The organism is Pseudomonas putida (genome assembly GCF_002906855.1).
Taxonomy (GTDB): Bacteria; Pseudomonadota; Gammaproteobacteria; order Pseudomonadales; family Pseudomonadaceae; genus Aquipseudomonas; species Aquipseudomonas putida_N.
The window spans coordinates 1,187,264-1,213,410 of the sequence record NZ_MINI01000048.1; the positions used below are offsets into that span (position 1 = coordinate 1,187,264).

Annotated in this window: 22 protein-coding genes; 3 read left to right on the forward strand and 19 right to left on the reverse strand. The window is 62.0% G+C overall.

Annotated elements, in window-relative coordinates; translation table 11 throughout:
- Window positions 1–6 precede the first annotated feature (6 nt).
- The 16 genes from BGP85_RS28175 to BGP85_RS28250 all read right to left on the reverse strand — a co-directional run bounded on the left by BGP85_RS28175 (window position 7) and on the right by BGP85_RS28250 (window position 19,070).
- Complete coding sequence (locus tag BGP85_RS28175; protein WP_103446159.1) at window positions 7–792, reverse strand: energy transducer TonB; 786 nt, start codon at window positions 790–792, stop codon at window positions 7–9.
- A gap of 296 nt (window positions 793–1,088) precedes the next feature.
- Window positions 1,089–2,078, reverse strand: a complete 990-nt coding sequence (locus tag BGP85_RS28180; RefSeq protein WP_054885475.1) for a sulfate/molybdate ABC transporter ATP-binding protein — start codon at window positions 2,076–2,078, stop codon at window positions 1,089–1,091.
- Window positions 2,079–2,081: 3 nt separating this feature from the next.
- Window positions 2,082–2,954, reverse strand: a complete 873-nt coding sequence (gene cysW / locus BGP85_RS28185; protein WP_085676373.1) for a sulfate ABC transporter permease subunit CysW — start codon at window positions 2,952–2,954, stop codon at window positions 2,082–2,084.
- A gap of 10 nt (window positions 2,955–2,964) precedes the next feature.
- The gene (cysT, locus tag BGP85_RS28190; protein WP_103446160.1) at window positions 2,965–3,783 is read right to left on the reverse strand and encodes a sulfate ABC transporter permease subunit CysT; all 819 of its coding nucleotides are present in this window, start codon (window positions 3,781–3,783) and stop codon (window positions 2,965–2,967) included.
- Window positions 3,784–3,882: 99 nt separating this feature from the next.
- A complete protein-coding gene (locus BGP85_RS28195; protein WP_103446161.1) occupies window positions 3,883–4,890 on the reverse strand; it encodes a sulfate ABC transporter substrate-binding protein in 1,008 nt (335 codons plus the stop codon).
- A 50-nt stretch (window positions 4,891–4,940) separates the two neighbouring features.
- Window positions 4,941–5,123 (reverse strand): sulfur starvation response protein OscA, encoded by a 183-nt coding sequence (gene oscA, locus BGP85_RS28200; RefSeq protein ID WP_099814438.1) that lies wholly within the window; start codon window positions 5,121–5,123, stop codon window positions 4,941–4,943.
- Between the two features lie 184 nt (window positions 5,124–5,307).
- Entirely contained in the window at window positions 5,308–8,373 is a 3,066-nt protein-coding gene (locus BGP85_RS28205; protein ID WP_103446162.1) for an efflux RND transporter permease subunit, read from the reverse strand.
- Window positions 8,370–9,434, reverse strand: coding sequence for an efflux RND transporter periplasmic adaptor subunit (locus tag BGP85_RS28210; RefSeq protein WP_103446163.1), 1,065 nt, complete (start codon window positions 9,432–9,434; stop codon window positions 8,370–8,372). Before BGP85_RS28210 ends, BGP85_RS28205 begins: the two co-directional genes overlap by 4 nt.
- Window positions 9,431–10,519, reverse strand: a complete 1,089-nt coding sequence (locus tag BGP85_RS28215) for an efflux RND transporter periplasmic adaptor subunit (protein WP_103446164.1) — start codon at window positions 10,517–10,519, stop codon at window positions 9,431–9,433. The genes BGP85_RS28210 and BGP85_RS28215 overlap by 4 nt, the downstream gene beginning before the upstream one ends.
- Before the next feature lie 228 nt (window positions 10,520–10,747).
- On the reverse strand, window positions 10,748–11,641 hold the full coding sequence (locus BGP85_RS28220; RefSeq protein ID WP_103446165.1) for an ABC transporter permease subunit: 894 nt from the start codon (window positions 11,639–11,641) through the stop codon (window positions 10,748–10,750).
- Window positions 11,638–12,519, reverse strand: a complete 882-nt coding sequence (locus tag BGP85_RS28225) for an ABC transporter permease subunit (protein WP_178083369.1) — start codon at window positions 12,517–12,519, stop codon at window positions 11,638–11,640. The genes BGP85_RS28220 and BGP85_RS28225 overlap by 4 nt, the downstream gene beginning before the upstream one ends.
- A 35-nt stretch (window positions 12,520–12,554) precedes the next feature.
- The gene (gene potA / locus BGP85_RS28230; RefSeq protein ID WP_103446167.1) at window positions 12,555–13,697 is read right to left on the reverse strand and encodes a polyamine ABC transporter ATP-binding protein; all 1,143 of its coding nucleotides are present in this window, start codon (window positions 13,695–13,697) and stop codon (window positions 12,555–12,557) included.
- A 70-nt stretch (window positions 13,698–13,767) separates the two neighbouring features.
- Window positions 13,768–14,862 (reverse strand): polyamine ABC transporter substrate-binding protein, encoded by a 1,095-nt coding sequence (locus tag BGP85_RS28235; protein ID WP_103446168.1) that lies wholly within the window; start codon window positions 14,860–14,862, stop codon window positions 13,768–13,770.
- A gap of 174 nt (window positions 14,863–15,036) precedes the next feature.
- Window positions 15,037–16,134 (reverse strand): polyamine ABC transporter substrate-binding protein, encoded by a 1,098-nt coding sequence (locus BGP85_RS28240; RefSeq protein ID WP_103446169.1) that lies wholly within the window; start codon window positions 16,132–16,134, stop codon window positions 15,037–15,039.
- A 169-nt stretch (window positions 16,135–16,303) separates the two neighbouring features.
- Window positions 16,304–17,665: an aspartate aminotransferase family protein gene (locus tag BGP85_RS28245; RefSeq protein WP_103446170.1), complete on the reverse strand. Its 1,362-nt coding sequence runs from the start codon at window positions 17,663–17,665 to the stop codon at window positions 16,304–16,306.
- Between the two features lie 46 nt (window positions 17,666–17,711).
- Window positions 17,712–19,070, reverse strand: coding sequence for a glutamine synthetase family protein (locus BGP85_RS28250; RefSeq protein ID WP_103446171.1), 1,359 nt, complete (start codon window positions 19,068–19,070; stop codon window positions 17,712–17,714).
- A gap of 574 nt (window positions 19,071–19,644) precedes the next feature.
- Here BGP85_RS28250 and BGP85_RS28260 point away from each other — a divergent pair.
- Window positions 19,645–21,021, forward strand: coding sequence for a glutamine synthetase family protein (locus BGP85_RS28260; RefSeq protein ID WP_027920891.1), 1,377 nt, complete (start codon window positions 19,645–19,647; stop codon window positions 21,019–21,021).
- A gap of 63 nt (window positions 21,022–21,084) precedes the next feature.
- On the opposite strand, the gene argA is transcribed toward BGP85_RS28260, so the two are convergent.
- Both argA and argE read right to left on the reverse strand, forming a co-directional pair.
- Window positions 21,085–22,383 (reverse strand): amino-acid N-acetyltransferase, encoded by a 1,299-nt coding sequence (argA, locus tag BGP85_RS28265; RefSeq protein WP_103446173.1) that lies wholly within the window; start codon window positions 22,381–22,383, stop codon window positions 21,085–21,087.
- A 125-nt stretch (window positions 22,384–22,508) separates the two neighbouring features.
- A complete protein-coding gene (gene argE, locus BGP85_RS28270; RefSeq protein WP_103446174.1) occupies window positions 22,509–23,651 on the reverse strand; it encodes an acetylornithine deacetylase in 1,143 nt (380 codons plus the stop codon).
- A 114-nt stretch (window positions 23,652–23,765) separates the two neighbouring features.
- On the opposite strand from argE, the gene BGP85_RS28275 reads away from it, so the two are divergent.
- Window positions 23,766–25,142 carry a CYTH domain-containing protein gene (locus BGP85_RS28275; RefSeq protein WP_103446175.1) on the forward strand — a complete coding sequence of 459 codons (1,377 nt, stop codon included), beginning with the start codon at window positions 23,766–23,768 and terminating at the stop codon, window positions 25,140–25,142.
- Between the two features lie 84 nt (window positions 25,143–25,226).
- Here the strand turns inward: BGP85_RS28275 and BGP85_RS28280 are convergent, their stop codons facing one another.
- Window positions 25,227–25,697, reverse strand: coding sequence for an Lrp/AsnC family transcriptional regulator (locus BGP85_RS28280; RefSeq protein ID WP_079230134.1), 471 nt, complete (start codon window positions 25,695–25,697; stop codon window positions 25,227–25,229).
- A 127-nt stretch (window positions 25,698–25,824) separates the two neighbouring features.
- Between BGP85_RS28280 and BGP85_RS28285 the strand changes: the two genes are divergently transcribed.
- A complete protein-coding gene (locus tag BGP85_RS28285) occupies window positions 25,825–26,142 on the forward strand; it encodes a hypothetical protein (protein ID WP_103446176.1) in 318 nt (105 codons plus the stop codon).
- The last annotated feature ends 5 nt before the right edge of the window (window positions 26,143–26,147 follow it).

A 26,147-nucleotide genomic window follows, 5' to 3' on the forward strand; every position in this document is an offset into this window, starting at 1 on the left:
AAAAAGTTAGCGAAGCTTGAAATCGATCGGCACGCTGACCCAGCCGGCCTGGGCCACGTCACCCTGCTTGGCGGGGACGAAGCTCCAGCGCTTGACCGCAGCCAGCGCGGCGGCGTCGAGGGCATCGCGGCCGCTGCTCTGCTGGATCTGGATCTGCCCCGGCTTGCCGCTGGGCAGCACCTCAACGCGCAGCAGCACGGTGCCTTCCCAGCCACGGCGCAGGGCCATTTGCGGGTATTCCGGCGCCGGGTTCTTCAGGTACGCGGCGTTGGCCGAGGGCGGCGTGACCGGTACCGGCGCGGGTGGCGCAGGCGGCGCCGGGGCCGCGACCGGAGCAGGCGGTGGCGCGTCGACCGGTTTGGGCTGGGGCTTGGGCGCTTGCTTGGCGATCGGTTTGGCCACTGGCTTAGGCTTGGGCTTGGGCTTGGCGGCCAGTTCGTCGATCACCGGCGGCGGCTCGGCCACCGGTTGCGCGGGCGCAGGTGGCGGCGGCTCCACAAGGGGCGGCGCTGGGGCGGCGAACTCGATGGTCATGGGTGGAATCTGTGGCGGCACCACGGGCAGCGCGGGCGTCGGCGCCTGGCTGACCCAGTAGGCGGCAGCGCCGTGCAGGGCCAGCACCAGCAGCCCCAACGCCAGCTTGTCACGGCGCTTGAGGCCGCTGACCGGGGTGCGCTGCAGGCGCAGCTGGCCCAGCGGCAGGCGAAGCGTCCGTCCCAGCTCGACCAGATCACCCGGGCTCGGGCGCGATGGCAGGTCGTAGGCCCTGACGGCCGACTGGACATTACCCATTGATCAAACTCCTGGGGTTCTTGATTCAGGTGTGTGGCTGAATCATCAGGGGCAGGGGCTTATCTCTTAAAGTAATGTTTAAAATTAAAGTTAGATCCTTTAGGAATATAAATTTCTAGAGAATGCCTCTAGACCACGGGGTTCGCGGGATGTGGCGATAGGGTGTCTGGCTGATGCTTTGTGGGCATATGAAATATTCTCGCAAGGCATCACATTGCCGCGAGGGCTGCGCCATCGATCTTGCGGGCAAAAAAAAGCCCAGGACCAGGCCCCGGGCTTTTTTCGCTCAAAGCGACTCAGATATCCGCCACCTTCTGCCACACCTTCGGCCGGAAGAACAGCGTCTCCCCTCGCGCCAGCCCGGTCAGGCTGTCGTGATCCTTGACCACCTCGGCTTCGATCAGCTCGCTCTGCCCTTCCACCTTCAGGGTCACCCGCGTAGTGGCGCCCAAAGGCCGGATATCACGCACCTCGGCCGCATGGTGGCCCTCGGTCTCATGCCGCGACAACGATACCTCGTGCGGGCGGAACAGCACATGGTGCCCCTCGCTCAAAGCCAGGCGGTTGGAATCACCAAGGAAGTGGTAGACGAAATCGTTGGCCGGCTTCTCGTACACCTCACCCGGTGAGCCGATCTGCTCGATCACACCCTTGTTCATCACCACGATGCGGTCGGCCACCTCCATCGCTTCTTCCTGGTCATGGGTAACGAAAACAGAAGTCAGGTTGATGTCCTCGTGCAGCCGCGCCAGCCAGCGGCGCAGCTCCTTGCGCACCTTGGCATCGAGCGCACCGAACGGCTCGTCCAGCAGCAGTACCTTGGGCTCCACCGCCAGGGCACGGGCCAGGGCGATACGCTGGCGCTGGCCACCGGACAGCTGCTCCGGGTAGCGGTCGGACAGCCAGTCCAGTTGCACCATGTTCAGCAGTTCGTGAACCTTCTCGGCAATCTTGCTTTCGCTAGGGCGCTCGCCCTTGGGCTTCATGCGCAGGCCAAAGGCGACGTTGTCGAACACGCTCATGTGGCGGAACAGCGCGTAGTGCTGGAACACGAAACCGACGTTGCGATCACGCACGTCATGGCCGGACACGTCCTCGCCATGGAACACGATGTTGCCCTGGTCCGGGGTTTCCAGGCCGGCGATGATGCGCAGCAGGGTGGTCTTGCCGCAGCCGGACGGGCCAAGCAAGGCCACCAGCTCGCCGCTGTTGATGTCCAGGTTGATGGCGTTCAGGGCCTGGAAGCTGTTGAAGCGCTTGCTGACGTTACGAACTTCGATCGACATGAATCATTCCTCCGCGGCGCTGTGGCGCAGGCGGTTAATACGGTTCTCGCTCCACTGCTTGAGCAGCAGGATGAAGAGCGCCAGGATCAGCAACAAGCTGGCCACGCTGAAGGCTGCGACGTGGTTGTACTCGTTGTAGAGGATCTCCACATGCAGCGGCAAGGTGTTGGTCACGCCACGGATATGGCCCGATACCACCGACACCGCGCCAAACTCACCCATGGCCCGCGCAGTGCACAGCACCACGCCGTAGATCAGGCCCCACTTGATGTTCGGCAGGGTCACGTGCCAGAACATCTGCCAGCCATTGGCGCCGAGCAGGCGCGCGGCTTCTTCCTCCTGCGTGCCCTGCTCCTGCATCAGCGGGATCAGCTCACGGGCCACGAACGGTACGGTGACGAAGATGGTCGCCAGGACGATGCCCGGCAGGGCGAACACGATCTGGATGTCATGGTCCTGCAGCCAGGGGCCAAACAGGCCTTGGGCGCCGAACATCAGCACGTAGACCAGGCCGGCGATCACCGGCGACACCGAGAACGGCAGGTCGATCAGGGTCACCAGGATGCTCTTGCCGCGGAAGCTGTACTTGCTCACGCACCAGGCGGCGCTGACACCGAACACCAGGTTCAGCGGCACCGAGATGACCACGGCGAGCAAGGTGAGCTTGAGCGCCGACAAGGCATCCGGCTCGAAGATCGCCTCGAAGAAGGTGCCGAAGCCGTTCTTCAGCGCCTGCGACACCACGATCACCAGCGGCAGCAGCAGGAACAGCGCGAACACCAGCCAGCCAAGGCCGATCAGGACGCGCCGCGAGGTGGCGCTGCCACGCCGGGCGGCGTTGGCGGCGGCGCTTGCACTCAGGGTTGAACTGGACATGCGGCCTCCTTCAAGGGGTTTCGATGCGGCGCTGCAACAGGTTGATCAGCAGCAGCAGGATGAAGGAAACCACCAGCATCAACACGCCGATGGCAGTAGCGCCCGTATAGTCGTACTGGTCGAGCTTGACCATGATCAGCAACGGCAGGATCTCGGTCTTCATCGGCATGTTGCCGGCGATGAAGATCACCGAACCGTACTCGCCAACGCCACGGGCAAAGGCCAGGGCGAAACCGGTGAGCCAGGCAGGCAGCAGCGCTGGCGCGAGGATATGGCGGAACACCTGCAACGGTTTCGCGCCCAGGCATGCCGCAGCCTCTTCGACTTCACGCGGGATATCCGCCAGCACCGGTTGCACAGTGCGCACCACGAACGGCAGGGTGACGAAGGTCAGCGCCAGGGTGATACCCAGCGGCGTGTAGGCGATCTTGAAACCGAGGTCGGTGGCGAACTGGCCAACCCAGCCCGCAGGCGCGTACAGGGCGGTCAGGGCGATACCGGCAACGGCGGTGGGCAAGGCGAACGGCAGGTCGATCATTGCATCGATGACCTTGCGACCGGGGAAGGTGTAGCGCACCAGCACCCAGGCCAGCAGGGTACCGATCACACCATTGATGATGGCGGCGAACAGGGCGGTGCCGAAACTCAGCTTGAGCGCGGCGATCACCCGCGGCGCGCTGATGACGTTCCAGAACTGCTCGAAGGTGAGCTGCGAGGCATGGATGAACATGGCCGCCAGCGGTATCAGCACGATCAGGCTGAGGTACACCAAGGTGTAGCCCAGCGTCAGCCCGAAGCCGGGTATGACGGGGGAAATGCGACGTGACATAAATATCCCTGGTTGAACGCACGAAGCCCCGGTTGATGCCGGGGCGGTGCAAGCGTCTGAATCCTGGGGCTGCTTTGCAGCCCCGCTTTTCCTTGGCCCTTACTGTGCCTGATAGATCTGGTCGAACACACCGCCATCATTGAAGAACTTCGGTTGTGCAGTCTTCCAGCCACCGAAGTCCTTGTCGATGGTCACCAGGTCCAGTTTAGGGAATTGCTTGGCGAACTCGGCAGCCACCTTTTCATCACGCGGACGGTAGAAGTTCTCGGCGGCGATCTTCTGCCCGGCCGGGCTGTACAGGTGCTTGAGGTATTCGGTGGCGATCTCGGTAGTGCCCTTCTTCTCGGCATTCTTGTCGACCACTGCCACGGGCGGCTCGGCGAGGATCGACAGCGACGGCACGACGATGTCGAACTTGTCGGCACCACCGTCTTCCTTCAGCGCCAGGAAGGCTTCGTTTTCCCAGGCCAGCAACACGTCGCCCTGGCCGTTGTTGACGAAGGTGATGGTCGAGCCGCGAGCGCCGGTATCCAGCACGGGGACGTGCTTGAACAGCTCCTGCACGTAGGCCTTGGCCTTGTCTTCACTGCCGCCGGTCTTCAGGCCGTAGGCCCAGGCGGCGAGGAAGTTCCAGCGGGCACCACCGGAGGTTTTCGGGTTAGGAGTGATAACCGAGACATCCTTCTTGATCAGGTCGCCCCAGTCCTTGATGCCTTTCGGGTTGCCCTTGCGCACCAGGAACACGATGGTCGAGGTATACGGGGTACTGGCGTTCGGCAGGCGGGTCTGCCAGTCGTCCGGCAGGGTCTTGCCGAGCTTGGCGATTTCATCGATGTCACCGGCCAGGGCCAGGGTCACTACGTCGGCGCGCAGGCCGTCGATCACCGCCCGGCCCTGCTTGCCCGAGCCACCGTGGGATTGCTGGATCTTCACCTTGTCGCCCGGATGGGCCTGCTGCCAGTGCTTGATGAACTCGGCGTTGTACTGCTGGTACAGCTCACGGGTCGGGTCGTAGGACACGTTCAGCAGTTCGTAGTCCTTGGCGATGGCGGAACCGGCAAAAACAGCACTGGCCAGGGCGGCGAGCGCATAACGGCGGATGGACATGGTGAAGCTCCCGATTGGCATTTTTCTAGTTTTGGATGTTGTAGCGCGAATCAGCCGGCCTTGTTGGCGGGCTGTTGCAGGCGGAACTTCTCCTTGCGTTCGATCTGCACGACCTGGGCGTTGTGCACGGTGATTTCCACCGCACCGAAACGCAGATCGCGCAAAGCGCTCTGGATCTCACGCAGAATGGTGGCTTCGTCCTGACCGTCGATGCTACGCAGCGATGCACTCATGCTCGTTCTCCTTGGAGTGAGGGTGCCGGGCATGGATTTGAAGGGGGTTATTGCCTGGCTTGAAGGCAATAGTAGTGAGGCGGAGTTATTCTTAAAAATACTGTTTAAGAATGTTTATATAACCATTTTTAAATCCGGGCACGACGCCTTTGTAGGAGCGGGCTTGCCCCGCTCCTACAGGGGATCAGTGTTGGGGCTTGGTCGTGTGCTCAGGCTCGCGGATCTTGTACCAAGCCACGTACAGCGCCGGCAGGAACAACAGCGTCAGCAGCGTTGCGCTGATGATGCCGCCAATCATTGCGTAGGCCATCGGCCCCCAGAACACCTCGCGGGCAATCGGGATCATGCCCAGGCTCGCCGCCGCCGCCGTCAGCAAGATGGGACGGCGCCGGTGGTTGGTCGCTTCCATGACCGCGTCCCAAGGGGAGTAACCCTGCGCTTCAAACTCGTCGATCTGCGTCACCAGGATGACTGAGTTACGAATGATGATGCCTGCCAGCGCCAGGATACCGAGGATCGCCACAAAGCCCATCGGCGTACCCGTTGGCACCAGCGCCAGCACCACACCAATCAGCCCCAGCGGTGCCACGCTGATCACCAGGAACAGTTTCTGCACGCTGTGCAGCTGGATCATCAGGAAGGTCGCCATGAGGAACAACATCAACGGGATGACCTTGGCGATCGGCCCTTGGGCCTTGCCGCTTTCCTCCACCGTACCGCCAGTGGCCACTTCGTAACCGACCGGCAGCTTGCTGGCGAACTCGTCGATGTTCGGTTTCAGCTGGGCCACCAGGTCGGTGGGCTGGATATCGCCGTTGACCGAGGCCTTGATGGTGATGGTCGGCTTGCGGTCACGACGCCACACCAGCGGCTGCTCCAGCTCGTAACGCACGGTGGCGAACGACAGCAGCGGAATCGAGGTGCCGTTGGGGGTGAGTATCTGCAGGTTCTGCAGGGTATCGGGCGAACCGCGCTCGCTGTCCTCGGCGCGGGCGACCACGTTGACCAGGTAGATATTGTCGTTGACCTGGGTGATATTCACGCCACTGACGATGCTGTTCATTACATTGGCCACGTCTTCCGACGACAGCCCCAGCTGGCGAGCCTTGTCCTGAGCGATTTCCACGCGCAGCACCTTACCCGGTTCGTTCCAGTCATAGATCATTTCGCCAATATGCTCGTTCTGGTTGAGCATGGTGGCCAGGTCGATGGCATGCTTGCGCACCTCATCGATACTGGCCCCGCTTACCCGGTACTGGATCGGCCGGCCCACCGGCGGCCCCATTTCCAGCGATTGCACGTTGGTACCGATGCCAACGAACTCTTCATGCAGGATCTTCTGCAAGCGCTCCATCATGCCTTGACGCTCTTCGAAGCCCTTGCTGACGATCACCAGCTGGGCGTAATACGGGTTCTGCAGCTGCTGGTCCAGAGGCAGGTAGAAGCGGATAGCGCCTTGGCCGATGTAGGTGCTCCAGTGCACCAGGTCGGGGTCGTCCTTTATGCGAGCTTCGAAGCGGTCGACCACCTTGCGCGTCTCCTCGATCGAAGCGTTTTGCGGCAGGTTCAGATCGACCAGGATCTCCGGGCGGTCCGAAGAGGGGAAAAACTGGTTCTGCACAAAGCGCATGCTGAACAGCGACAAGGCAAACAGCAGGATGGTGCCGATAATCGTCAGCCAGCGATGGCGCATGCACCACACCAGCCCCCCTTCGAACGCCCTGCCGACCCTCCCAGGCTCAGCTTCGTGGGCCTTGAGCTTGCTGCTGCTGAGAATGTGCACACCCAGCACCGGGGCGAAGAACACTGCCACGATCCACGACACCAGCAAGGCCACGGCAATGACCGCGAACAAGGTATAGGTGTACTCACCCGCGGAACTTGCATTGAGGCCAATAGGCACGAAGCCGGCCACTGTCACCAAGGTACCGGTCAGCATGGGGAACGCCGTCGAGGTATAGGCGAACGTGGCCGCCTGCTCCTTGCTCTCGCCCATTTCCAGGCGCGTGACCATCACCTCGACCGTGATCATCGCGTCATCCACCAGCAGGCCGAGGGCGATGATCAGCGCCCCCAGCGAAATCCGTTGCATGGTGATGCCGCTGTATTCCATGAACACGAACACCATCGCCAGCACCAGTGGAATCGAGCAGGCCACCACCAGGCCGGCGCGCATGCCCAGGCTGACGAAGCTCACCGCCAGCACGATCACCACCGCTTCGAACAGCGCGCTGGTGAAGCCGCCGACCGCCTGCTTGACCACCACGGCCTGGTCCGACACGGTGTGGACGCCAACGCCGACCGGCAGGTCCTGGATCACCCGGTCCATGCGCTTTTTCAGCGCCGCGCCAAATACCTGCATGTTGCCACCGGCCTTCATGCCGATGGCCAGGCCGATGGCGGTCTGGCCGTTGTAGCGGAACATCGGCGACGGCGGGTCGACATAGCCGCGCTGGATGTCGGCAATGTCGGCCAGGCGGAAGAAGCGGTCGTTGATCTTAAGGTTGACGGTCTGCAGATCCTTTTCCGAGGCAAACTGCCCGGTGGTGCGTACCGAAATGCGCTCGGGGCCTGCTTCGATCACCCCGGCCGGGGTCACCGCGTTCTGCTGCTGCAGGGCCTGCATGACCTGGCGCTGATCGATGCCCAGGGCTGCCAGCTTGCGGGTCGAGAAGTTCAGGTACAGCACTTCGTCCTGAGTACCGATGAATTCGATCTTGCCGATATTGGGCACATCGCGCACTTCTGCCCGCGCCTGCTCCACGTAGTCTCGCAGCTGACGCAGGGTCAGGCCGTCGGCGGTGAAGGCGTAGATCGTACCGAACACGTCGCCGAATTCGTCGTTGAACCCGGGGCCCTGGATACCCTGCGGGAACTGGCCGCGGATGTCCTGGATCTTCTTGCGCACCTGGTACCAGATTTCCGGGATGTCCTTGGCCTTGGTAGTGTCGCGCAAGTACACGTACACCGTGGATTCGCCCGGGCGGGTGTAGCTCTTGGTGTAGTCGAGGGAGTCCAGCTCTTCGAGCTTCTTCTCGATACGGTCGGTGACCTGGTAGAGGGTTTCGTCCTGGGTCGCGCCCGGCCAGCGGGTCTGGATCACCATGGTCTTGATGGTGAACGACGGGTCTTCCTCACGGCCGAGGTTGAAGTACGAAAAAATGCCCATCAGCAGGCCGACGAACATCAGGTACCAGACGAACGATTGATGCTTGAGTGCCCATTCGGACAGGTTGAAGCTTCCTTTCATTGCGCATCCTCGTCGAAGGTGACCTTCTGGCCAGGCTTGAGGCTGTTCACGCCCGCCGTCACCACACGCTCGCCAGGCTGCACGCCCGAAGCCAGGACGATGCTGTCGGCAGTACGATCGATCAGGGTGACGTCACGGGTGCCCACGGTCTTCTGCTGGGTGTCGATCACCCAGACCTGGGTCTTGCCGTCACGCTCCAACAAAGCACTCAACGGCAGCTCGCTGCGCGGGGACACTTGCGAACTCAGGATCACACTGATCGCAGTGCCCAGGTGGAAAGCGGCCGGTGTGCTCGCCAGTGTCAGTCGGGCGCGGCGGGTACGGGTGGCGGCATCGGCCTGGGGCTCCAGTTCGCGCAGGGAGGCCGTGGTGTTGATGGTCGGGTCGAGTTGCGAGGCGACGGTGAAGGTCAGGTCTTTGTTCAGCTGCTCGGCCAGGCCGATGGGCAAGTCGATCACAGCCTCTTTGACGTCCGGCCGGGCCAGGGTGACCACAGACTGGCCTGCGGTAACGGTTTGCCCGGCTTCAGCCTGCCAAGCCGTGATCACTGCGGCGTGGTCGGTGCGCAAGGTGCTGTAGTCGAGCTGGTCACGGGCCTGGCTAAGCGCAGAGCGCGCCTGTTCCAGCGCTGCGCTGGTGGTTTTCAGGTTGGTCTGGGCAATATCCAGCTGGGCCTGGGCGCCCACGCCACGGTCGTACAGCTGTTGCTGGCGGCGGGCATCGGCCTGGGCATTGATCCACTGCGCCTGCACCTTGGCCAGGTCGCCTTCGGCGGCGCGCAGCTGGTTCTGCTGGTCGGTGGGATCGAGCGTGGCCAGGGTGTCGCCCGGCTTCACCCGGGCGCCCACATCCAGCCAACGCCGGGCAATGCGCCCGCCAACCCGGAAGCCCAAGGTACTTTCGAAGCGCGCCTGGATAACGCCAGCGAAGCGGCCAAGCTGCGACTGCACCTGGGGTTCCACCTTGACCGACAGCACCGGCCGGATCGGCTCGGGCGCTTCTTCCTCGCTACCGCAGGCAGCCAGCAGCAGGCCGGCCGACAGTATCAGCAGGCGCTTCATAGCACCCCCCCCTTAGCCTTGGCATCGACCTTCTGTACCTGCATGCCGGGGTGCAGCAGCTGGCTACCGGCCACCACCACGGTCTCACCGGCCTTCAGGCCGCTGGCGACCACGATCTTGCCGGTCAGGTAGCGGCTGACTTCAACCTTGCGCAATTCGACCTTGTCGCCCTCGCCCACCACCCAGACTGCCGGCTCATGCAGCGCCTTGGTCAGCGCCGACCATGGCAGCTCGATGCTTGGCCGCCCCACCGCATTGGTACTGGCAGTGACCGGCGCGCCCAACTGCATGCCCGGTGGCACGTCCTTGAGCCCCACCTTGACCTGCACGGTGCCGCTTTGTGCCGACACGGTAGGGGTGATCTCGCGGACAAAGCCGTGAGCCTGGACCTTGGGGTCGTCCAGCAAGCTCACGATGACACCGACGTCGCTCGGCGGCGCCACCAACAGTGACTCGTAGACGTTGAACACCGCATCGCGGTCGCCGTCGCGGGCCAGGCTGAAGATCGGCATGGTCGCCTGCACTACCTGGCCGACCTCGGCCTGGCGCTCGGTGATCACGCCATCGGCTTCGGACACCAGCGCGGTGTAGCCCAGTTGCTCCTTGGCATCGGCCAGTTCCGCCTGAGCAGCCTTGAGCGCACTCTGGTCGCTGCGCAGCGCGGCCTCGGCGGAATCGTACTCGCTCTGGCTGGTATAGCCCTTGGGCAGCAGCTTTTGCTGGCGCACGAAGGCGGCGCTGGTCTGGGTGACCCGTGCCTGGGCAGCGAACACCTCGGCCTTGGCCGAGTCGACATTGTTCTGCAGGTCTTTTGGATCGAGCCGCGCCAACACCTGGTTAGCCTTCACGTGGTCGCCGACATCGACGCTACGGGAAATGATCTTGCCGCCCACACGGAACGACAGGTCGGTCTGCACCCGTGCCTGCACGTCGCCGGTCAGGGTGACCCTGGCAGCGAAATCGGTGGGAGAAACCTGTTGTACTCCAACCCTTGGTGGTGTTTCGGTGGTTTCTTCCTTGCTACAGCCTGACAACAGAGACAACAGCCCCAGGCAAACGACCAACAGTGGACGCATCAACGTCATGCAGGCTCCTTGCTTGCGCGCAAATGAATCGTGGAATGCGAGTGTCAGCGTAGTTCAGGGTTGGATAAACGGCACTGACTAGCGTCAGGTATGGGAGGGTGTTAGTGCATACCATGGCATTTTCGGCGCCTGTGAGACCGAGCGCCGCGCGCTTTCACAGGCGCTGAAGATGTTGAGGCAGGCACCAGACACCCCACAGAGCCAAAGCCCTGCAGGGTGCCCTCAAGATCAAGCCGAAGCGGTCACTTGGGTCGGGCGCTTGACCTGTGGCTGCGAGGCGTTGGCCGCCGCACCCTCTTCGATCGCCTGCTGAACCGCCCTGCGGCGGTTTTCTTCGGCCCGGCGGCTGAAGAACCAGACGAAGAAAGTCACCAACGACACCGACAGCAGGATCAGGCTGGCCACGGCGTTGATCTCCGGCTTCACGCCCAGACGCACCGCCGAGAAGACTTCCATCGGCAAGGTGGTCGAGCCAGGGCCGGATACGAAACTGGCCAGCACCAGGTCATCCAGCGACAGGGCGAACGACATCATGCCACCCGCCGCCAGCGATGGTGCGATCATCGGGATGGTGATCAGGAAGAACACCTTCCACGGCTTGGCACCCAGGTCCATCGCCGCTTCCTCGATCGACAGGTCCAGCTCACGCAGGCGAGCCGACACTACCACCGCCACATACGCTGCGCAGAAAGTGGTGTGGGCGATCCAGATGGTGACGATGCCACGCTCCTGCGGCCAGCCAATCATCTGCGCCATGGCCACGAACAGCAGCAACAGCGACAGACCAGTGATGACCTCGGGCATGACCAGCGGTGCGGTGACCAGGCCGCCGAACAGCGTGCGGCCCTTGAAGCGGGTGACCCGGGTCAGCACGAAGGCCGCCAGGGTACCCAGCGCCACTGCAGCCACCGCCGTGTAGCAGGCGATTTCCAGCGAGCGCATCACCGAACCCATCAGCTGCGTGTTGTCGAGCAGGCCAACGTACCACTTCACCGACCAACCACCCCACACAGTCACCAGCTTGGAGGCGTTGAAAGAGTAGATGACCAGGATCAGCATCGGCAGGTAGATGAACAGCAAGCCGAGCACCAGCATCAGCTTGGAGAAACTGAAGCGTTTCATGCGCGGCCCTCCATCTCTTTGGCCTGGCTACGGTTGAACAGCAGGATCGGCACGATCAGGATCGCCAGCATCACCACCGCCAGGGCGGATGCCACCGGCCAGTCACGGTTGTTGAAGAATTCCTGCCACAGCACTTTACCGATCATCAGGGTTTCCGGGCCGCCGAGCAGTTCAGGAATCACAAACTCGCCCACCACCGGGATGAACACCAGCATGCAGCCGGCGATGATGCCGTTCTTCGACAGCGGAACAGTGATCTTCCAGAAGCTGTTGAAGGTGCTCGACCCCAGGTCCGAAGCAGCTTCGAGCAGGCTCTGATCGTGTTTCACCAGGTTGGCGAACAGCGGCAGGATCATGAACGGCAGGTACGAATAGACCACACCGATGTAAACCGCCAGGTTGGTATTGAGGATCTGCAGCGGTTGGTCGATCAACCCGGTCCACAGCAGGAAGCCGTTGAGCAGCCCGTTGTTGCTGAGGATGCCCATCCAGGCATAGACGCGGATCAGGATCGCGGTCCAGGTCGGCATCATGATCAGCAGCAGCAGGACCGTCTGGGTCTCCTTCTTGGCGTTGGCGATGGCGTAAGCCATCGGGTAGCCGATCAGCAGGCACAGCAGGGTGCTGAAGAAGGCCATCTTCAGCGAGCCCAGGTAGGCCGAGATGTACAGCTCATCCTCGGTCAACAGGCCATAGTTGGCCAGGTTGAGCACCAACTGGATCTTGTCTTCAACGTAGGTGTAGATCTCGGTATACGGCGGGATCGCCACGTCGGCTTCGGCGAAGCTGATCTTCAACACGATGAAGAACGGCAGCATGAAGAACAGGAACAGCCAGATGAACGGCACGCCGATCACCAGGTGCCGCCCCTCCGGGATAAGGCGCTGGAAGGCTCGCTTGAGCTTGCGAGCTTTCATGACCGTAGTACCACGCCGCTGTCGTCTTCCCACCACACGTACACTTCATCGCCCCAGGTCGGGCGGGTGCCTTGGCGTTCGGCGTTGGCGACGAACGACTGGACGATCTTGCCGCTCGGCAGTTCGACGTAGAACACCGAGTGGCCGCCCAGGTAGGCGATGTCGTGGACCTTGCCGCGCGACCAGTTGTGCTCGCAGGTAGGCTGCTGGGAGGTGACCAGCATCTTTTCCGGGCGCAGGGCGTAAGTGATGTGCTTGTCTTCCACCGATGTGGTGATGCCGTGGCCAACGTAGATCTTGCGCTCCAGCTCCGGGCTGGCAATGATCGCGTGGCCTTCGGCGTCGTCGACCACTTCACCGTCGAACAGGTTGACGTTACCGATGAATTCGCACACCAGGCGGCTGGTCGGGGTCTCGTAGATATCCACCGGCGAGCCGATCTGGGCGATCCAGCCCAGGTGCATGATGGCGATGCGCTGGGCCATGGTCATGGCCTCTTCCTGATCGTGGGTCACCATCACGCAGGTCACACCTACGCGCTCGATGATTTCCACCAGTTCCAGCTGCATCTGCGAACGCAGTTTCTTGTCCAGCGCGCCCATCGGCTCGTCGAGCAGCAGCAGCTTGGGGCGCTTGGCCAGGGAACGGGCCAGGGCCACCCGCTGGCGCTGGCCACCGGAGAGCTGGTGCGGCTTGCGCTTGGCGTATTGGGTCATGTGTACCAGCTTGAGCATCTCGGCCACGCGGGCGTCGATCTCGGCCTTTGGCATCTTGTCCTGCTGCAGGCCGAAGGCGATGTTCTGCGCCACGGTCATGTGCGGGAACAGCGCGTAGGACTGGAACATCATGTTGATCGGCCGCTCGTACGGCGGCATGTCGGTGATGTCGACGCCGTCGAGGAAGATCCGCCCTTCAGTCGGACGCTCGAAGCCGGCCAGCATACGCAGCAAGGTCGATTTGCCGGAACCGGAGCCACCCAGCAGGGCGAAGATCTCGCCTTTGCGGATTTCCAGGGACACATCGTCCACGGCGACCGTTTCGTCGAACTTTTTTGTAACCCGGTCGATCTTGACCAGCACCTGCTTGGGTTGCTGGCCACCCTCGAGGGCTTTTTTATAGGCACCGGAGGCAACTGCCATGAGTGAAACTCCCAACAAGATTTTTGTGCCCGCGCGGCCTGTGTTCAGGTACCGCAGCGGGTCTGGATAATTACTTGCCCGACTTGACCTTGGTCCAGCTACGGGTCATCAGACGCTGCACCTTGGGCGGCAACTCTGAGTTCACGAACATCTTGTCCAGCACTTCCTGCGGTGGGTAAACCGCAGCGTCAGTCCTCACGGCCTGGTCCATCAGGTCGCCAGCCTTGGGGTTCGGGTTGGCGTAACCGACGTAATCACTGACCTGGGCGATAACCTCAGGTTTCAGCAAATAGTTGATGAAGGCGTGGGCCTCCTTGAGGTTCTTGGCGTCCTTGGGGATCGCCAGCACGTCGAACCAGAGGTTGCCGCCTTCCTTGGGAATGGCGTAGGCCAGGTTCACGCCCTTCTTCGCTTCTTCAGCGCGGGCCTTGGCCTGGAACACATCACCCGAGAAACCTGCCGCGACGCAGATGTCGCCGTTGGCCAGGTCGGTGATGTACTTGGACGAGTGGAAGTAAGTCACGTACGGGCGCACGGCCAGCAGCTTCTGCTCGGCCTTGGCGTAATCCTTGGGGTCGGTGCTGTTGGGGTTGAGCCCCATGTAGTTGAGCACCGCCGGGAGCATTTCGTCCGCCGAGTCGAGGAAGGCCACTCCGCACTTGGAGAGCTTCTTCATGTTCTCGGGTTCGAACAGCACGGCCCAGGAGTCGATCTTGTCCACGCCCAGCGCGGCCTTGACCTTGTCGACGTTGTAACCGATGCCGTTGGTGCCCCACAGGTAAGGCACGGCGTACTGGTTGCCCGGGTCGTTCTTTTCCAGGCGTTTCATCAGCGCCGGGTCGAGATTGGAATAGTTGGGCAGCAGGCTCTTGTCGAGCTTCTGGAACGCGCCCGCCTTGATCTGCTTGCCGAGGAAATGGTTGGACGGCACCACCACGTCATAGCCGGTATTGCCGGCCAGCAGTTTGCCTTCCAGGGTTTCGTTGGAATCGAAAACGTCCTGCACGGGCTTGATGCCCGTTTCTTTCTCGAAGTCCGCGAGGGTATTCGGGCCGATATAGTCCGACCAGTTGTAGAAGTGCACCGTAGGCGCCGCTTGGACGCTGCATGCCAGCGTCAGGCCCGCTCCAGCCATCAAGGCCTTGCGTAAAACAGAAATAGACAAGTGGGTGGTCCTCACTATCAGTGCCTGGGTGACGGCGTACTTATTGGGTACAAGCGTTGCCCCGCGCACAAAACCGGCGCGCAACTTACCTGCGCAGCTTCGATGCCGCAATCAACAATTGCCATTCACTGGTTCTGGGCCGGAAAACCCCGGCCCAGAGGTCATGCATCGGGGTTATTTGCCCGATTTGATCTTGGTCCAGCTACGGGTGATGTCACGCTGAACCTTGGCATCCGGTGCGGCGATGGCATACAGCTGTTTCTTCACGTCAGCTGGCGGATAGATGCTCGGGTCGCTGGTGATGGCCTTGTCGACCAACGGGGTAGCGGCCTCGTTGCCGTTAGGGAAGCGTACGGCATTGGTGATCTCGGCCATGACTTCCGGCTGCAGCAGGAAGTTCATGAACTGGTAGGCGGCATCTTTATGCTCGGCATCTTTCGGGATGGCGACCATGTCGTAGAAGGTACCGGCACCTTCTTTCGGAATGATGTAATCCACTTTCACCTTGTCGCCAGCTTCGTGGGCACGGGCCTTGGCCTGCTCGACGTCACCCGAGTAACCGACGGCCACGCAGATGTTGCCGTTGGCCAGGTCGCCGATGTACTTTGACGAGTGGAAGTAGGTGATCGAAGGGCGGACCTTGAGGAACAGCTCCTCGGCGGCCTTCAGGTCTTCCTTGCTGGTGCTGTTGCTTGGCTTGCCCAGGTAGTGCAGCGCGGCCGGCAGCATTTCGGTCGGGGCATCCAGGAAGCTCACGCCGCAGCTCTTGAGCTTGGCGATGTTCTCAGGCTTGAACACCACGTCCCACGAGTCGATCTTGTCCACGCCCAGCGCGGCCTTGACCTTCTCCGGGTTATAGCCGATGCCTATCGAGCCCCACATGTACGGGAATGCGTGCTTGTTGTCCTTGTCGCTGGCGTCGCCAACGGCCTTGAGCAGGTCCTTGTCGAGGTTGTTCCAGTTGGTCAGCTTGGAACGGTCCAGTTCCTCGTAGACGCCGGCCTTGATCTGCTTGGCCAGGAAGTTGTTCGACGGCACGACGATGTCGTAGCCCGACTTGCCGGCCAGCAGCTTGGCTTCCAGGGTTTCGTTGCTGTCGAAGACGTCGTACTTGACCTTGATACCGGTCTGCTTTTCGAACTTGGCGATGGTGTCCGGAGCGATGTAGTCCGACCAGTTGTAAACGTTCAACACTTTGTCTTCAGCCTGAACAGCGGAGGCCATGGCACCCATCAGGGCGGCGGCCAGCAACGTTTTGCCCATTTTATTCATGCGTAATGCTCCAGAATTTTTATGTTAGCAACTGTCCAGCAGCCAGAACCCACGGTGCAGAGCGCGCGGCGACTGAAACAACCGCTAGTCTGGCAAGTTACAAGGCTCTGTTTCAAGGAAAGCAGGGCCTTGTAACGACTTAATGTCACATCGCTAGCCTAGCAAACGCTTATCGAATCGCCTCAAGGGTCAAATCGAGGCATTTGCGCGCCTTTTCCACCAGTTCATCCACTTCGGCATGGCTGATCACCAGCGGCGGGGCGATGATCATGGTGTCGCCCACCGCGCGCATGATCAGGCCGTTCTCGAAGCAGAAGTTGCGGCACACCATGCCCACACCTTTGCCCTCGTAACGGCTGCGGGTCGCCTTGTCCTTGACCAGCTCGATGGCACCGAGCATGCCCAGGCCGCGCACCTCGCCCACCAGCGGGTGGTCCTGCAGCTCACGCAGACGTTTTTGCAAGTAAGGTGCCACTTCCGTGCGCGCCTTCTCGACGATCTTCTCGTCACGCAGGATGCGCAGGTTTTCCAGGCCCACCGCAGCCGCCACCGGGTGGCCGGAATAGGTGAAGCCGTGGTTGAAGTCACCACCTTCGCTGATTACCTTGGCCACCTTGTCACGCACGATCACACCGCCCATGGGGATGTAACCGGAAGTGAGGCCCTTGGCGATGGTCATCAGGTCGGGCTTGAGGTCGTAGTAGTCGGAGCCGAACCACTCGCCGGTGCGACCGAAACCGCAGATCACTTCGTCGGCGACGAACAGGATGTCGTACTTGGCCAGGATCTCCTTGACCTTCGGCCAGTAGGTTTCTGGCGGAATGATCACCCCGCCGGCGCCCTGGATCGGCTCGGCGATGAAGGCAGCGACATTGTCTTCGCCGACTTCCAGAATCTTCTTCTCCAGCTGCTCGGCAGCCCATACCCCGAACGCGTCCGGGTCCATGTCACCGCCTTCGCCGAACCAGTACGGTTGTGGAATATGCACGATGCCCGGGATCGGCAAGCCGCCCTGCTCATGCATGCCACTCATGCCACCCAGGCAAGCACCGGCGAAGGTGGAGCCGTGGTAGCCGTTGATGCGGCCGATGATGGTCTGCTTGTGCGGCTTACCCTTAAGCGCCCAGTAGTGGCGAACCATGCGCAGCACGGTGTCGTTGCCTTCGGAGCCGGAGCCGGTGAAGAACACATGGGTCATGCCTTCCGGCGCCACCTCGGTGATCGCCTTGGCCAGCTCCAAGGCTGGCGGGTGAGCGGTCTGGAAGAACAGGTTGTAGTACGGCAGCTCACGCATCTGCTTTTCTGCCGCCTGCACCAGTTCTTCACGGCCATAGCCGACCGCCACGCACCACAGGCCGGCCATGCCGTCGAGGATCTTGTGCCCCTCGCTGTCCCACAAATGCACACCCTGCGCCTTGGTGATGATGCGCGGCCCCTTCTCCTTCAACTGCTTGTAGTCAGAGAAGGGGGCAAGGTGGTGCTCGCCGCTCAGGGTCTGCCATTCACGGGTTTGCGGGTTGTTGACGCTCATGTGCCTCTCCATTTTCCGGCGGCCGCACCAGCGGCCTCAGGGTTGATCAGACAGCGAATAACAGGAATTCACGCTCCCAGGAGCTGATGACGCGCTTGAAGTTCTCGTGCTCAGCGCGCTTGGTGGCGACATAGCCGGTGATGAACTTCTTGCCCAGGTACTGCACCAGGGCACCGCTGTTTTCCATGCGTTCGAGGGCGTCTTCGATAGTCAATGGCAGGCGCAGGTTACGGCGCTCATAGCCTCGGCCCTGGACTGGCGCACTGGCGTCGATGCCCTCGACCATGCCGATATAGCCGCACAGCAGGCTGGCGGCGATGGCCAGGTAAGGGTTGGCATCGGCACCCGGAAGGCGGTTTTCGACACGACGGTTCTGCGGGCCGGCATCCGGTACGCGCAGGCCGACGGTGCGGTTCTCCTCGCCCCACTCGACGTTCACCGGCGCCGAGGTGTCGGGCAGGAAGCGGCGGAACGAGTTGACGTTGGGGGCGAACAGCGGCAGCGCTTCGGGGATGAACTTCTGCAGGCCACCGATGTGGTGCAGGAACAGCTCGCTCATGCTGCCATCTTCATTGCTGAAGATATTCTTGCCGGTGGCCACGTCGACCACGCTCTGGTGCAGGTGCATGGCGCTGCCCGGCTCGCCGGTCATCGGCTTGGCCATGAAGGTGGCGGCCACGTTGTGCTTGAGCGCGGCCTCGCGCATGGTGCGCTTGAACACCAGGATCTGGTCGGCCAGGTGCAGGGCGTCGCCATGACGGAAGTTGATCTCCATCTGCGCCGTGCCGTCTTCGTGGATCAGCGTGTCGAGGTCCAGGCGCTGCAGTTCGCACCAGTCATAGACGTCTTCGAACAGGGGATCGAATTCGTTGGCGGCTTCGATCGAGAACGACTGGCGGCCGGTTTCCGGGCGGCCAGAGCGACCGACCGGCGGCTGCAGCGGGAAGTCAGGGTCTTCGCTGCGCTTGGTCAGGTAGAACTCCATCTCCGGCGCGACGATCGGCTGCCAGCCCTTGTCGGCGTAGAGCTTGAGGACTTTCTTCAGTACGTTGCGCGGCGACAGTTCGACCGGGTTGCCCTTCTTGTCGTAGGTGTCGTGGATCACCTGGGCGGTCGGCTCGATGGCCCACGGCACCAGGAATACAGCGTCCTGGTCGGGACGGCAGATCATGTCGATGTCGGCCGGGTCGAGCAGGTCGTAATAGATGTCATCGTCGACATAGTCGCCGGTCACGGTCTGCAGCAGCACGCTCTCGGGCAGGCGCATGCCTTTTTCGGCGATGAATTTGTTGGTCGGCGATATCTTGCCGCGAGTGATGCCAGTCAGGTCGCTGATCAGGCATTCGACTTCGGTGATCTTGTGCTCTTTCAACCAATCGGTGAGCTGGTCGAGGTTGTTACTCATAAATACCTCAGGAGGTAAGGTGGTCCGCGCTCTGATTCTGGAGGGAGTAGATTGCTAAAGCAAAAACCCACGCGCAGGCGCACTGTGGATACACTGAAGTCAAGCGTGTCCGTAGTGAGATCAAAGGGCAGATATACGAGAAGAGCAACGAAAAAGCGTTACGAGGTGTGGTCCATATGCGCAAAACGTCAATTATTGCGGCCATGCAGGCTACAACTCGACTGATGCGTGCGGGAACGGCAGGGATACCCGACAGCACTGCACAGGCAGCGCGCTCAGGTCGCGACAAGCGGACCATGTGACCCTCGTATTATTGTGTTTTGGGTTGAGTCCGAGCTTAGCCTTGTTAATTTTTTTACACAACACCTCCGTAAAAAATAAAACACGGCGTCTTGGAGATAGCCCTTTGTGAGGGAAATAGCGGATAATGGCACGCCCCGATATGCAGCAAATCTGCCGTCGATGTGCCATTTCGAGGCATCATGGGGTTGGCTTGACATCAGTTTGTCTTTTCGATTGACTGGTCCTGCAAGCCCCCCTTGATTGATATTTTTAACAACAAAGGTGTTGCATCATGTCGGTACCCCCGCGTGCCGTTCAGCTTAACGAAGCGAACGCGTTCCTTAAGGAACATCCTGAGGTTCTCTACGTTGACCTTCTGATTGCAGATATGAATGGTGTGGTGCGTGGTAAGCGCATTGAGCGCACCAGCCTCCACAAGGTTTACGAGAAAGGCATCAACCTGCCTGCCTCCCTCTTCGCCCTGGACATCAACGGTTCCACCGTTGAAAGCACCGGGCTGGGCCTGGACATCGGCGATGCTGACCGCATCTGCTATCCAATCCCCGACACGCTGTGTAATGAGCCATGGCAAAAGCGCCCGACCGCGCAGCTGCTGATGACCATGCACGAACTGGAAGGCGAGCCGTTCTTCGCCGACCCGCGCGAAGTACTGCGTCAGGTGGTGAGCAAATTCACCGATATGGGCCTGACCATCTGCGCCGCGTTCGAGCTGGAGTTTTACCTGATCGACCAGGAGAACGTGAACGGCCGTCCGCAGCCACCACGCTCGCCAATCTCGGGCAAGCGCCCACAGTCGACCCAGGTGTACCTGATCGACGACCTCGACGAATATGCCGATTGCCTGCAGGACATCCTGGAAGGCGCGAAAGAGCAAGGCATCCCGGCTGACGCCATCGTCAAGGAAAGCGCCCCGGCGCAGTTCGAAGTCAACCTGCACCACGTTGCCGACCCGCTCAAGGCCTGCGACTACGCGGTACTGCTCAAGCGGTTGATCAAGAACATCGCCTACGACCATGAAATGGACACCACCTTCATGGCCAAGCCCTACCCGGGCCAGGCAGGCAACGGCCTGCATGTACACATCTCCGTGCTGGACAAAGATGGCAACAACATCTTCACCAGCGAGGATCCCGAGCAGAACGCCGCGCTACGTCACGCTGTCGGCGGTGTGCTCGAGACCCTGCCTGCGTCCATGGCGTTCCTCTGCCCGAACGTCAACTCGTACCGCCGCTTTGGCGCGCAGTTCTACGTGCCGAATGCGCCGAGCTGGGGCCTGGACAACCGTACCGTGGCCCTGCGGGTGCCAACCGGTTCTGCAGATGCCGTGCGCATCGAGCACCGCGTAGCCGGCGCCGACGCCAACCCATACCTGATGATGGCTGCCGTGCTGGCAGGCGTGCACCACGGCCTGACCAACAAGATCGAGCCAGGCACGCCAATTGAAGGCAACTCGTACGAGCAGCTGGAACAGAGCCTGCCGAACAACCTGCGCGATGCCCTGCGCGAGCTGGACGACAGCGAGATCCTGAACAAGTACATCGATCCGAAGTACATCGACATCTTCGTCGCGTGCAAGGAGAGCGAGCTGGAGGAGTTCGAGCACTCGATCTCCGACCTCGAGTACAACTGGTATCTGCATACCGTGTAAGCAAAAACGCCGCCCCTAGGGGCGGCGTTTTTCATTCCAGCCCGCGAAGAGGCCGGTACAGGCTTACAACGATTTCTCGAAAATCTTCGAATTGCGCTGGTAGTTGTACAGCGAAGCCCGCGCCGCCGGCAGCCGCTCTACGCCGCTAGGCGCAAACCCGCGTTCACGGAACCAGTGCGCCGTGCGCGTGGTAAGCACGAACAAAGTAGCCAACCCCATCTGCTTCGCCCGCCCCTCGATGCGTTCGAGCAGCTCGTCCCCGCGCCCGCCATGGCGGTACTCCGGGTTCACCGCCAGGCACGCCAGTTCTCCCGCTTGGGAATCGGCAATCGGGTACAGCGCCGCACAGGCGATGATCATGCCCTCGCGCTCGACCACGCTGAACTGCTCGATCTCACGTTCAAGCACCTCACGCGAACGACGCACCAGAATGCCCTGCTCCTCCAGCGGGCTGATCAGCTCCAGCAAGCCACCGACATCATCGATGGTCGCCTCGCGCACCACTTCGAACTGCTCCTGCGACACCAGCGTACCGCCACCTTCGCGGGTGAACAGCTCGGTCAGCAGCGCACCGTCCTCGGCATAACTGACGATATGGCTACGCGCCACACCACCTTTGCAGGCCTCGGCAGCGGCATCCAGCAGCTCGCCCTGGTAATCACTGCCCAGGCGCGCCAGGTGCGGGGCGATCTGCTGCGGGCGCAGTTCCCGCACCAGCTTGCCGTTCTCGTCCAGCAGGCCCGGCTCGGCACCGAACAGCAGCAGCTTGTCGGCGCCCAGCTCGATGGCCGCGCGCGTGGCGACGTCTTCGCAGGCCAAATTGAAGATCTCGCCAGTGGGCGAGTAGCCCAGCGGCGACAGCAGCACGATGGAGCGCTCGTCGAGCAGGCGGCTGATGCCCTTGCGGTCGACCCGACGCACTTCGCCGGTGTGGTGGTAGTCCACCCCTTCAAGCACGCCAATCGGCCGTGCGGTGACCAGGTTGCCGGAGGCCACGCGCAGGCGTGAGCCCTGCATCGGCGAGGCGGCGATGTCCATCGACAGGCGCGCCTCGATGGCCAGGCGCAAGGCGCCGACGGCGTCGATCACGCAGTCCAGGGTGGCGGCATCGGTAATGCGCATGCCCCGGTGGTAGTGCGGGGTCAGGCCGCGGTCAGCCAGGCGGCTCTCGATCTGCGGGCGCGAACCATGCACCAGCACCAGGCGCACACCCAGGCTGTGCAGCAGCACCAGGTCGTGGACGATATTGCCGAAATTCGGGTGTTCAACCCCATCGCCGGGGAGCATCACCACAAAGGTGCAGTCGCGATGGGCATTGATGTATGGGGAGGCATGACGTAGCCAGTTGACGTATTCGGGCATGACAGGGCCTGTGGATAAAGTGGACGGAGAACGGTGAATCACACGGCGTTCAGGATCATCGTCGGAACAGGCTTGCGGTCACGCGCGCTCTCCTCTAGGCAAGAACGAATCAACAGGGTGAACGTTTAATTCAGGCAGTAGTGCCGGATCAGGTCACGCAATAGACGCACGGTAGGCTCGATTCGTGACATTTCAAGGTATTCGCCGGGCTGGTGGGCGCAGGCGATGTCGCCGGGGCCAAGCACGATGGTCTGGCAACCCAGCTGCTGAAGATAAGGCGCTTCGGTACCGAACGCCACCGCTTCGGCCCGATGACCGGTAAGGCGCTCCGCCACTTGCACCAGCTCGGCATTGGCGGCCTCCTCGAAGGGTGGCACCTCAGGGAACAGCGGTGCGTAGTCGATACGTACCTCATGGCGCTCGGCCACCGGCTGCAGCTTGCCGCGAATGGCGGCCCGCAGCTGTTCGACATCCATGCCTGGCAACGGGCGCAGGTCGAACTCCAGGGCGCACTGGCCGCAGATGCGGTTGGGGTTGTCACCGCCATGGATGCAGCCGAAGTTCATGGTGGGCGTAGGCACGGTGAACTGCGGGTTGCTGAAGGTTGCCTGCCACTGCCGGCGCAGGCCCATCAGCTCGCCCATCACCTCGTGCATGGCCTCCATCGCGCTGCGGCCCAGGCTCGGGTCGGACGAATGGCCGCTGCGCCCGAGGATATCGATGCGGTCCATGAGGATGCCCTTGTGCATGCGGATCGGCCGCAAGCCCGTGGGCTCGCCGATCACCGCCGCGCGGCCGAGCGGCTGGCCGGCAGCGGCCAGGGCGCGGGCGCCGGACATGGAGCTTTCTTCATCGCAGGTGGCGAGGATCAGCAGCGGTTGCTTGAAATCGTGCTCCAGCAGCGGGATCACCGCTTCGATGACCAAGGCGAAAAAGCCTTTCATGTCGCAACTGCCCAGGCCGACCCAGCGACCGTCTGCCTCGGTGAGCTTGAGCGGGTCGCTGGACCACAGCTGTTCGTCGTAAGGCACGGTGTCGCTATGACCCGCAAGCACCAGGCCGCCAGGGCCGCTACCGCGACTGGCCAGCAGGTTGAACTTGCCGGGGCTGACCTGCTGGATGTCACAGCTGAAGCCCAGATCGCCCAGCCAGCCAGCCAGCAGGTCGATAACCTGACGGTTGGACTGGTCCAGTGCGGGTTGGGTGCAGCTGACCGAGGGCGCGGCGATCAAAGCGGCAAACTGGTCTTTCAACGTCGGCAACGGCATGCGCATACTCCTCGGAAGCGTTGCCCATCATAGGACTATCCGCCGTCTGGAATAAACCGTTGCCGGCCGACTCCTGTAGACTGCCCTGCAACGACGCCCTCTTTCGAGCCTGTGATGCACAAAGAAACCGAACTTAAGCTCCGCGCCAGCCGCGAGACCCTGGCCGCCCTGCGCGAGCACCCCCTGCTGAAAAAGCGCAACAAGTCCGGCTGGCAGACTCGCGAGCTGCTCAACCAGTACTTCGACACCCCCGAGCGCGAACTCTCCGCCGCCCGTGTCGCCCTGCGCCTGCGGCGTGACGGCGAGGAAGTCATCCAGACCCTGAAGTGCCGCGGCCAGAGCGTCGCCGGTCTGTCCGTGCGCAACGAGTACGAATGGCACCTGGACAAGGTCAAGCTCGACCTGAAAAAGCTCGACGCCACCTGCTGGCCTGAGCAACTGGCCGAGCTGGACAAAAAAACCATCAAGCCGCTGTTCACCACCGATTTCACCCGCGAATACGCCGAAATCAGCTGGGGCCGCGGCAAGAGCAAGGTCGTGATCGAGGCCGCGCTGGACCAAGGCTTCGTGATCGCTGGCAAGCGCAAGGAAGAGATCAGCGAGCTGGAGCTGGAACTGCGCGAAGGCGCCCCTGAAGCGCTGCTGGAGCTGGCCGCCGAGCTGGCCGCGAGCCTGCCACTGATGCCGTGCGACATCAGCAAGGCCGAGCGCGGCTACCGCCTGCTGGAGCCGGACAGCTACGAGCTGGGCCTGCCTTCCACCGAACTGGACGCCGAAATGGCCGTGGACGACGCGTTCACCGCGCTCGCCTGGCAGCTGCTGGGCAGCAGCCAGCGCCTGGCCGAGCAGTACCGCCACAATGGCCACTGGCGCCTGCTGCAGGACTGGGTACAGTGCCTGGCCGAACTGCGTGCACTGGTTGCCAGCCTGGGCCAGGCCGCACCACGCGCGACCACCCGCGAGTTGCGCGCCAGCCTCGATGCGCTGCTGGAAGACTGGCGCCCGCTGGTGCAGGCCGGCAACGACGACGAAGACATCCGCCGTGCCGCGCCCGAGCAGTTCATCGAAGAGCTTGAAGACGTACGCTGGGGCCAGTTCTCCCTGGAAACCTCGCGCTGGCTGCTGGCCCGTGCCTGGACCGTGGAGCGCAAGGGCCGCGGCGAGCGCCAGGGCAAGGCGCAGCTGGCCAGCTGGCTGGCGCACCTGCTGGGCGAAGAAGGCCGCTCGCTGAAGCTGCCGCTGTACACCCAGCGCCCGGAAGACCTGGCCGAACAGCTGCCGCGTATCGAACAGCTGCTGGCCTGGCTGCACCATGCCCGCCAAGTGCTCGAAGCGCCGCAGATGGACCGCCTGTACGGCGACCTGAAGAAGCTGCATGAACTGGCGGAACTGCCACTGGGTGAAGAACCTGATGAACTGCTGGAAGCGCGGATCGAGCAGGCTCGGGTAGTTGATCAGAGCCGGGGCTGGAAGCACCTGCTCAAGGCCTGATACCGCGTCGCCTGCTTCGCGGGCATGCCCGTTCCTACAGGGCTACGGATTTCCCGGTAGGAGCGGGGTTGTACCGCGAAGGCCTCACCTCGATAGCGGCAGGCTGGTGGTAGACTTGATCTCCGACAGCGCCACGATCGAGTTCACTTCCTGAATACCTGGCACGTTCGAAAGTTTTTCGAAGAAGAAGCGCTCATAAGCCTCGATATCCGAGGTGACGATGCGCAGCAAAAAGTCCACCGCCCCCATCAGCACATAGCACTCCAGCACCTCCGGAAAGCCGCGGATCGCCTCGGTGAATTCGGTGAAGTTTGAGCGGCCGTGAGCGTTGAGTTTCACCTCGGCGAAGATCTGCGTATTCAAGCCGACCTTCTTGCGGTCCAGCAGGGTCACCTGCCCACGGATCACCCCCTCCTCTTTCAAACGCTGAATCCTGCGCCAGCAGGGTGATTGCGACAGCCCCACTCGCTCGGCGATCTGCGCACTGGACAGCGATGCGTCTTCTTGCAGGAGCTCGAGAATGCGCCGGTCGTAGGCATCCAGTTCGCCTTGCATGAATAATTCTCCAAAATATCTTTATGCGAATTGATCAATCTGTAACACCCGTAATTCGATGGAATCATAGCGAAAAAATACCGGCTTCGACGTGCAAGAATTTCTCCCACATTCGCGGAGACCCAGCATGAATGCACTCGAACGCCCCCTGCCCCGCAGCGATGCCTGGGCCGCCAGCGCCAGCCACAGCACCGTACGCTATCGCCTGCAGGCCGAAGCCGAGCCGGATACCCTGTGCCGGGTGCTCAACCTGTTTGCCTTGCAGTTCCTCACGCCGCACAGCGTGCAGGTCAGCCAGCAGGAAGACTGGCTCGACATCGAGGTCGCCATCGGCGGGTTGAGCTGGCACCGGGCGCAAGTGATTGCGCAAAAACTGCGCAATCTGGTGTGTGTCGGAGAGGTGAGCCTGGAAAACCTGGCGCGATTGGAGTTGGCGGTGATCTGAAGCCA

What these genes read in the sequence shown, in the direction of transcription:
- BGP85_RS28250 (WP_103446171.1), bottom strand. Translation starts at nt 19,070, where the DNA reads ATGAGTAACAACCTCGACCAGCTCACCGATTGGTTGAAAGAGCACAAG.
- BGP85_RS28175 (WP_103446159.1), bottom strand. Translation starts at nt 792, where the DNA reads ATGGGTAATGTCCAGTCGGCCGTCAGGGCCTACGACCTGCCATCGCGC.
- BGP85_RS28245 (WP_103446170.1), bottom strand. Translation starts at nt 17,665, where the DNA reads ATGAGCGTCAACAACCCGCAAACCCGTGAATGGCAGACCCTGAGCGGC.
- BGP85_RS28180 (WP_054885475.1), bottom strand. Translation starts at nt 2,078, where the DNA reads ATGTCGATCGAAGTTCGTAACGTCAGCAAGCGCTTCAACAGCTTCCAG.
- potA (WP_103446167.1), bottom strand. Translation starts at nt 13,697, where the DNA reads ATGGCAGTTGCCTCCGGTGCCTATAAAAAAGCCCTCGAGGGTGGCCAG.
- BGP85_RS28210 (WP_103446163.1), bottom strand. Translation starts at nt 9,434, where the DNA reads ATGAAGCGCCTGCTGATACTGTCGGCCGGCCTGCTGCTGGCTGCCTGC.
- BGP85_RS28215 (WP_103446164.1), bottom strand. Translation starts at nt 10,519, where the DNA reads ATGACGTTGATGCGTCCACTGTTGGTCGTTTGCCTGGGGCTGTTGTCT.
- argE (WP_103446174.1), bottom strand. Translation starts at nt 23,651, where the DNA reads ATGCCGTTGCCGACGTTGAAAGACCAGTTTGCCGCTTTGATCGCCGCG.
- BGP85_RS28220 (WP_103446165.1), bottom strand. Translation starts at nt 11,641, where the DNA reads ATGAAACGCTTCAGTTTCTCCAAGCTGATGCTGGTGCTCGGCTTGCTG.
- cysW (WP_085676373.1), bottom strand. Translation starts at nt 2,954, where the DNA reads ATGTCCAGTTCAACCCTGAGTGCAAGCGCCGCCGCCAACGCCGCCCGG.
- BGP85_RS28205 (WP_103446162.1), bottom strand. Translation starts at nt 8,373, where the DNA reads ATGAAAGGAAGCTTCAACCTGTCCGAATGGGCACTCAAGCATCAATCG.
- cysT (WP_103446160.1), bottom strand. Translation starts at nt 3,783, where the DNA reads ATGTCACGTCGCATTTCCCCCGTCATACCCGGCTTCGGGCTGACGCTG.
- BGP85_RS28275 (WP_103446175.1), top strand. Translation starts at nt 23,766, where the DNA reads ATGCACAAAGAAACCGAACTTAAGCTCCGCGCCAGCCGCGAGACCCTG.
- BGP85_RS28285 (WP_103446176.1), top strand. Translation starts at nt 25,825, where the DNA reads ATGAATGCACTCGAACGCCCCCTGCCCCGCAGCGATGCCTGGGCCGCC.
- argA (WP_103446173.1), bottom strand. Translation starts at nt 22,383, where the DNA reads ATGCCCGAATACGTCAACTGGCTACGTCATGCCTCCCCATACATCAAT.
- BGP85_RS28260 (WP_027920891.1), top strand. Translation starts at nt 19,645, where the DNA reads ATGTCGGTACCCCCGCGTGCCGTTCAGCTTAACGAAGCGAACGCGTTC.
- oscA (WP_099814438.1), bottom strand. Translation starts at nt 5,123, where the DNA reads ATGAGTGCATCGCTGCGTAGCATCGACGGTCAGGACGAAGCCACCATT.
- BGP85_RS28195 (WP_103446161.1), bottom strand. Translation starts at nt 4,890, where the DNA reads ATGTCCATCCGCCGTTATGCGCTCGCCGCCCTGGCCAGTGCTGTTTTT.
- BGP85_RS28240 (WP_103446169.1), bottom strand. Translation starts at nt 16,134, where the DNA reads ATGAATAAAATGGGCAAAACGTTGCTGGCCGCCGCCCTGATGGGTGCC.
- BGP85_RS28280 (WP_079230134.1), bottom strand. Translation starts at nt 25,697, where the DNA reads ATGCAAGGCGAACTGGATGCCTACGACCGGCGCATTCTCGAGCTCCTG.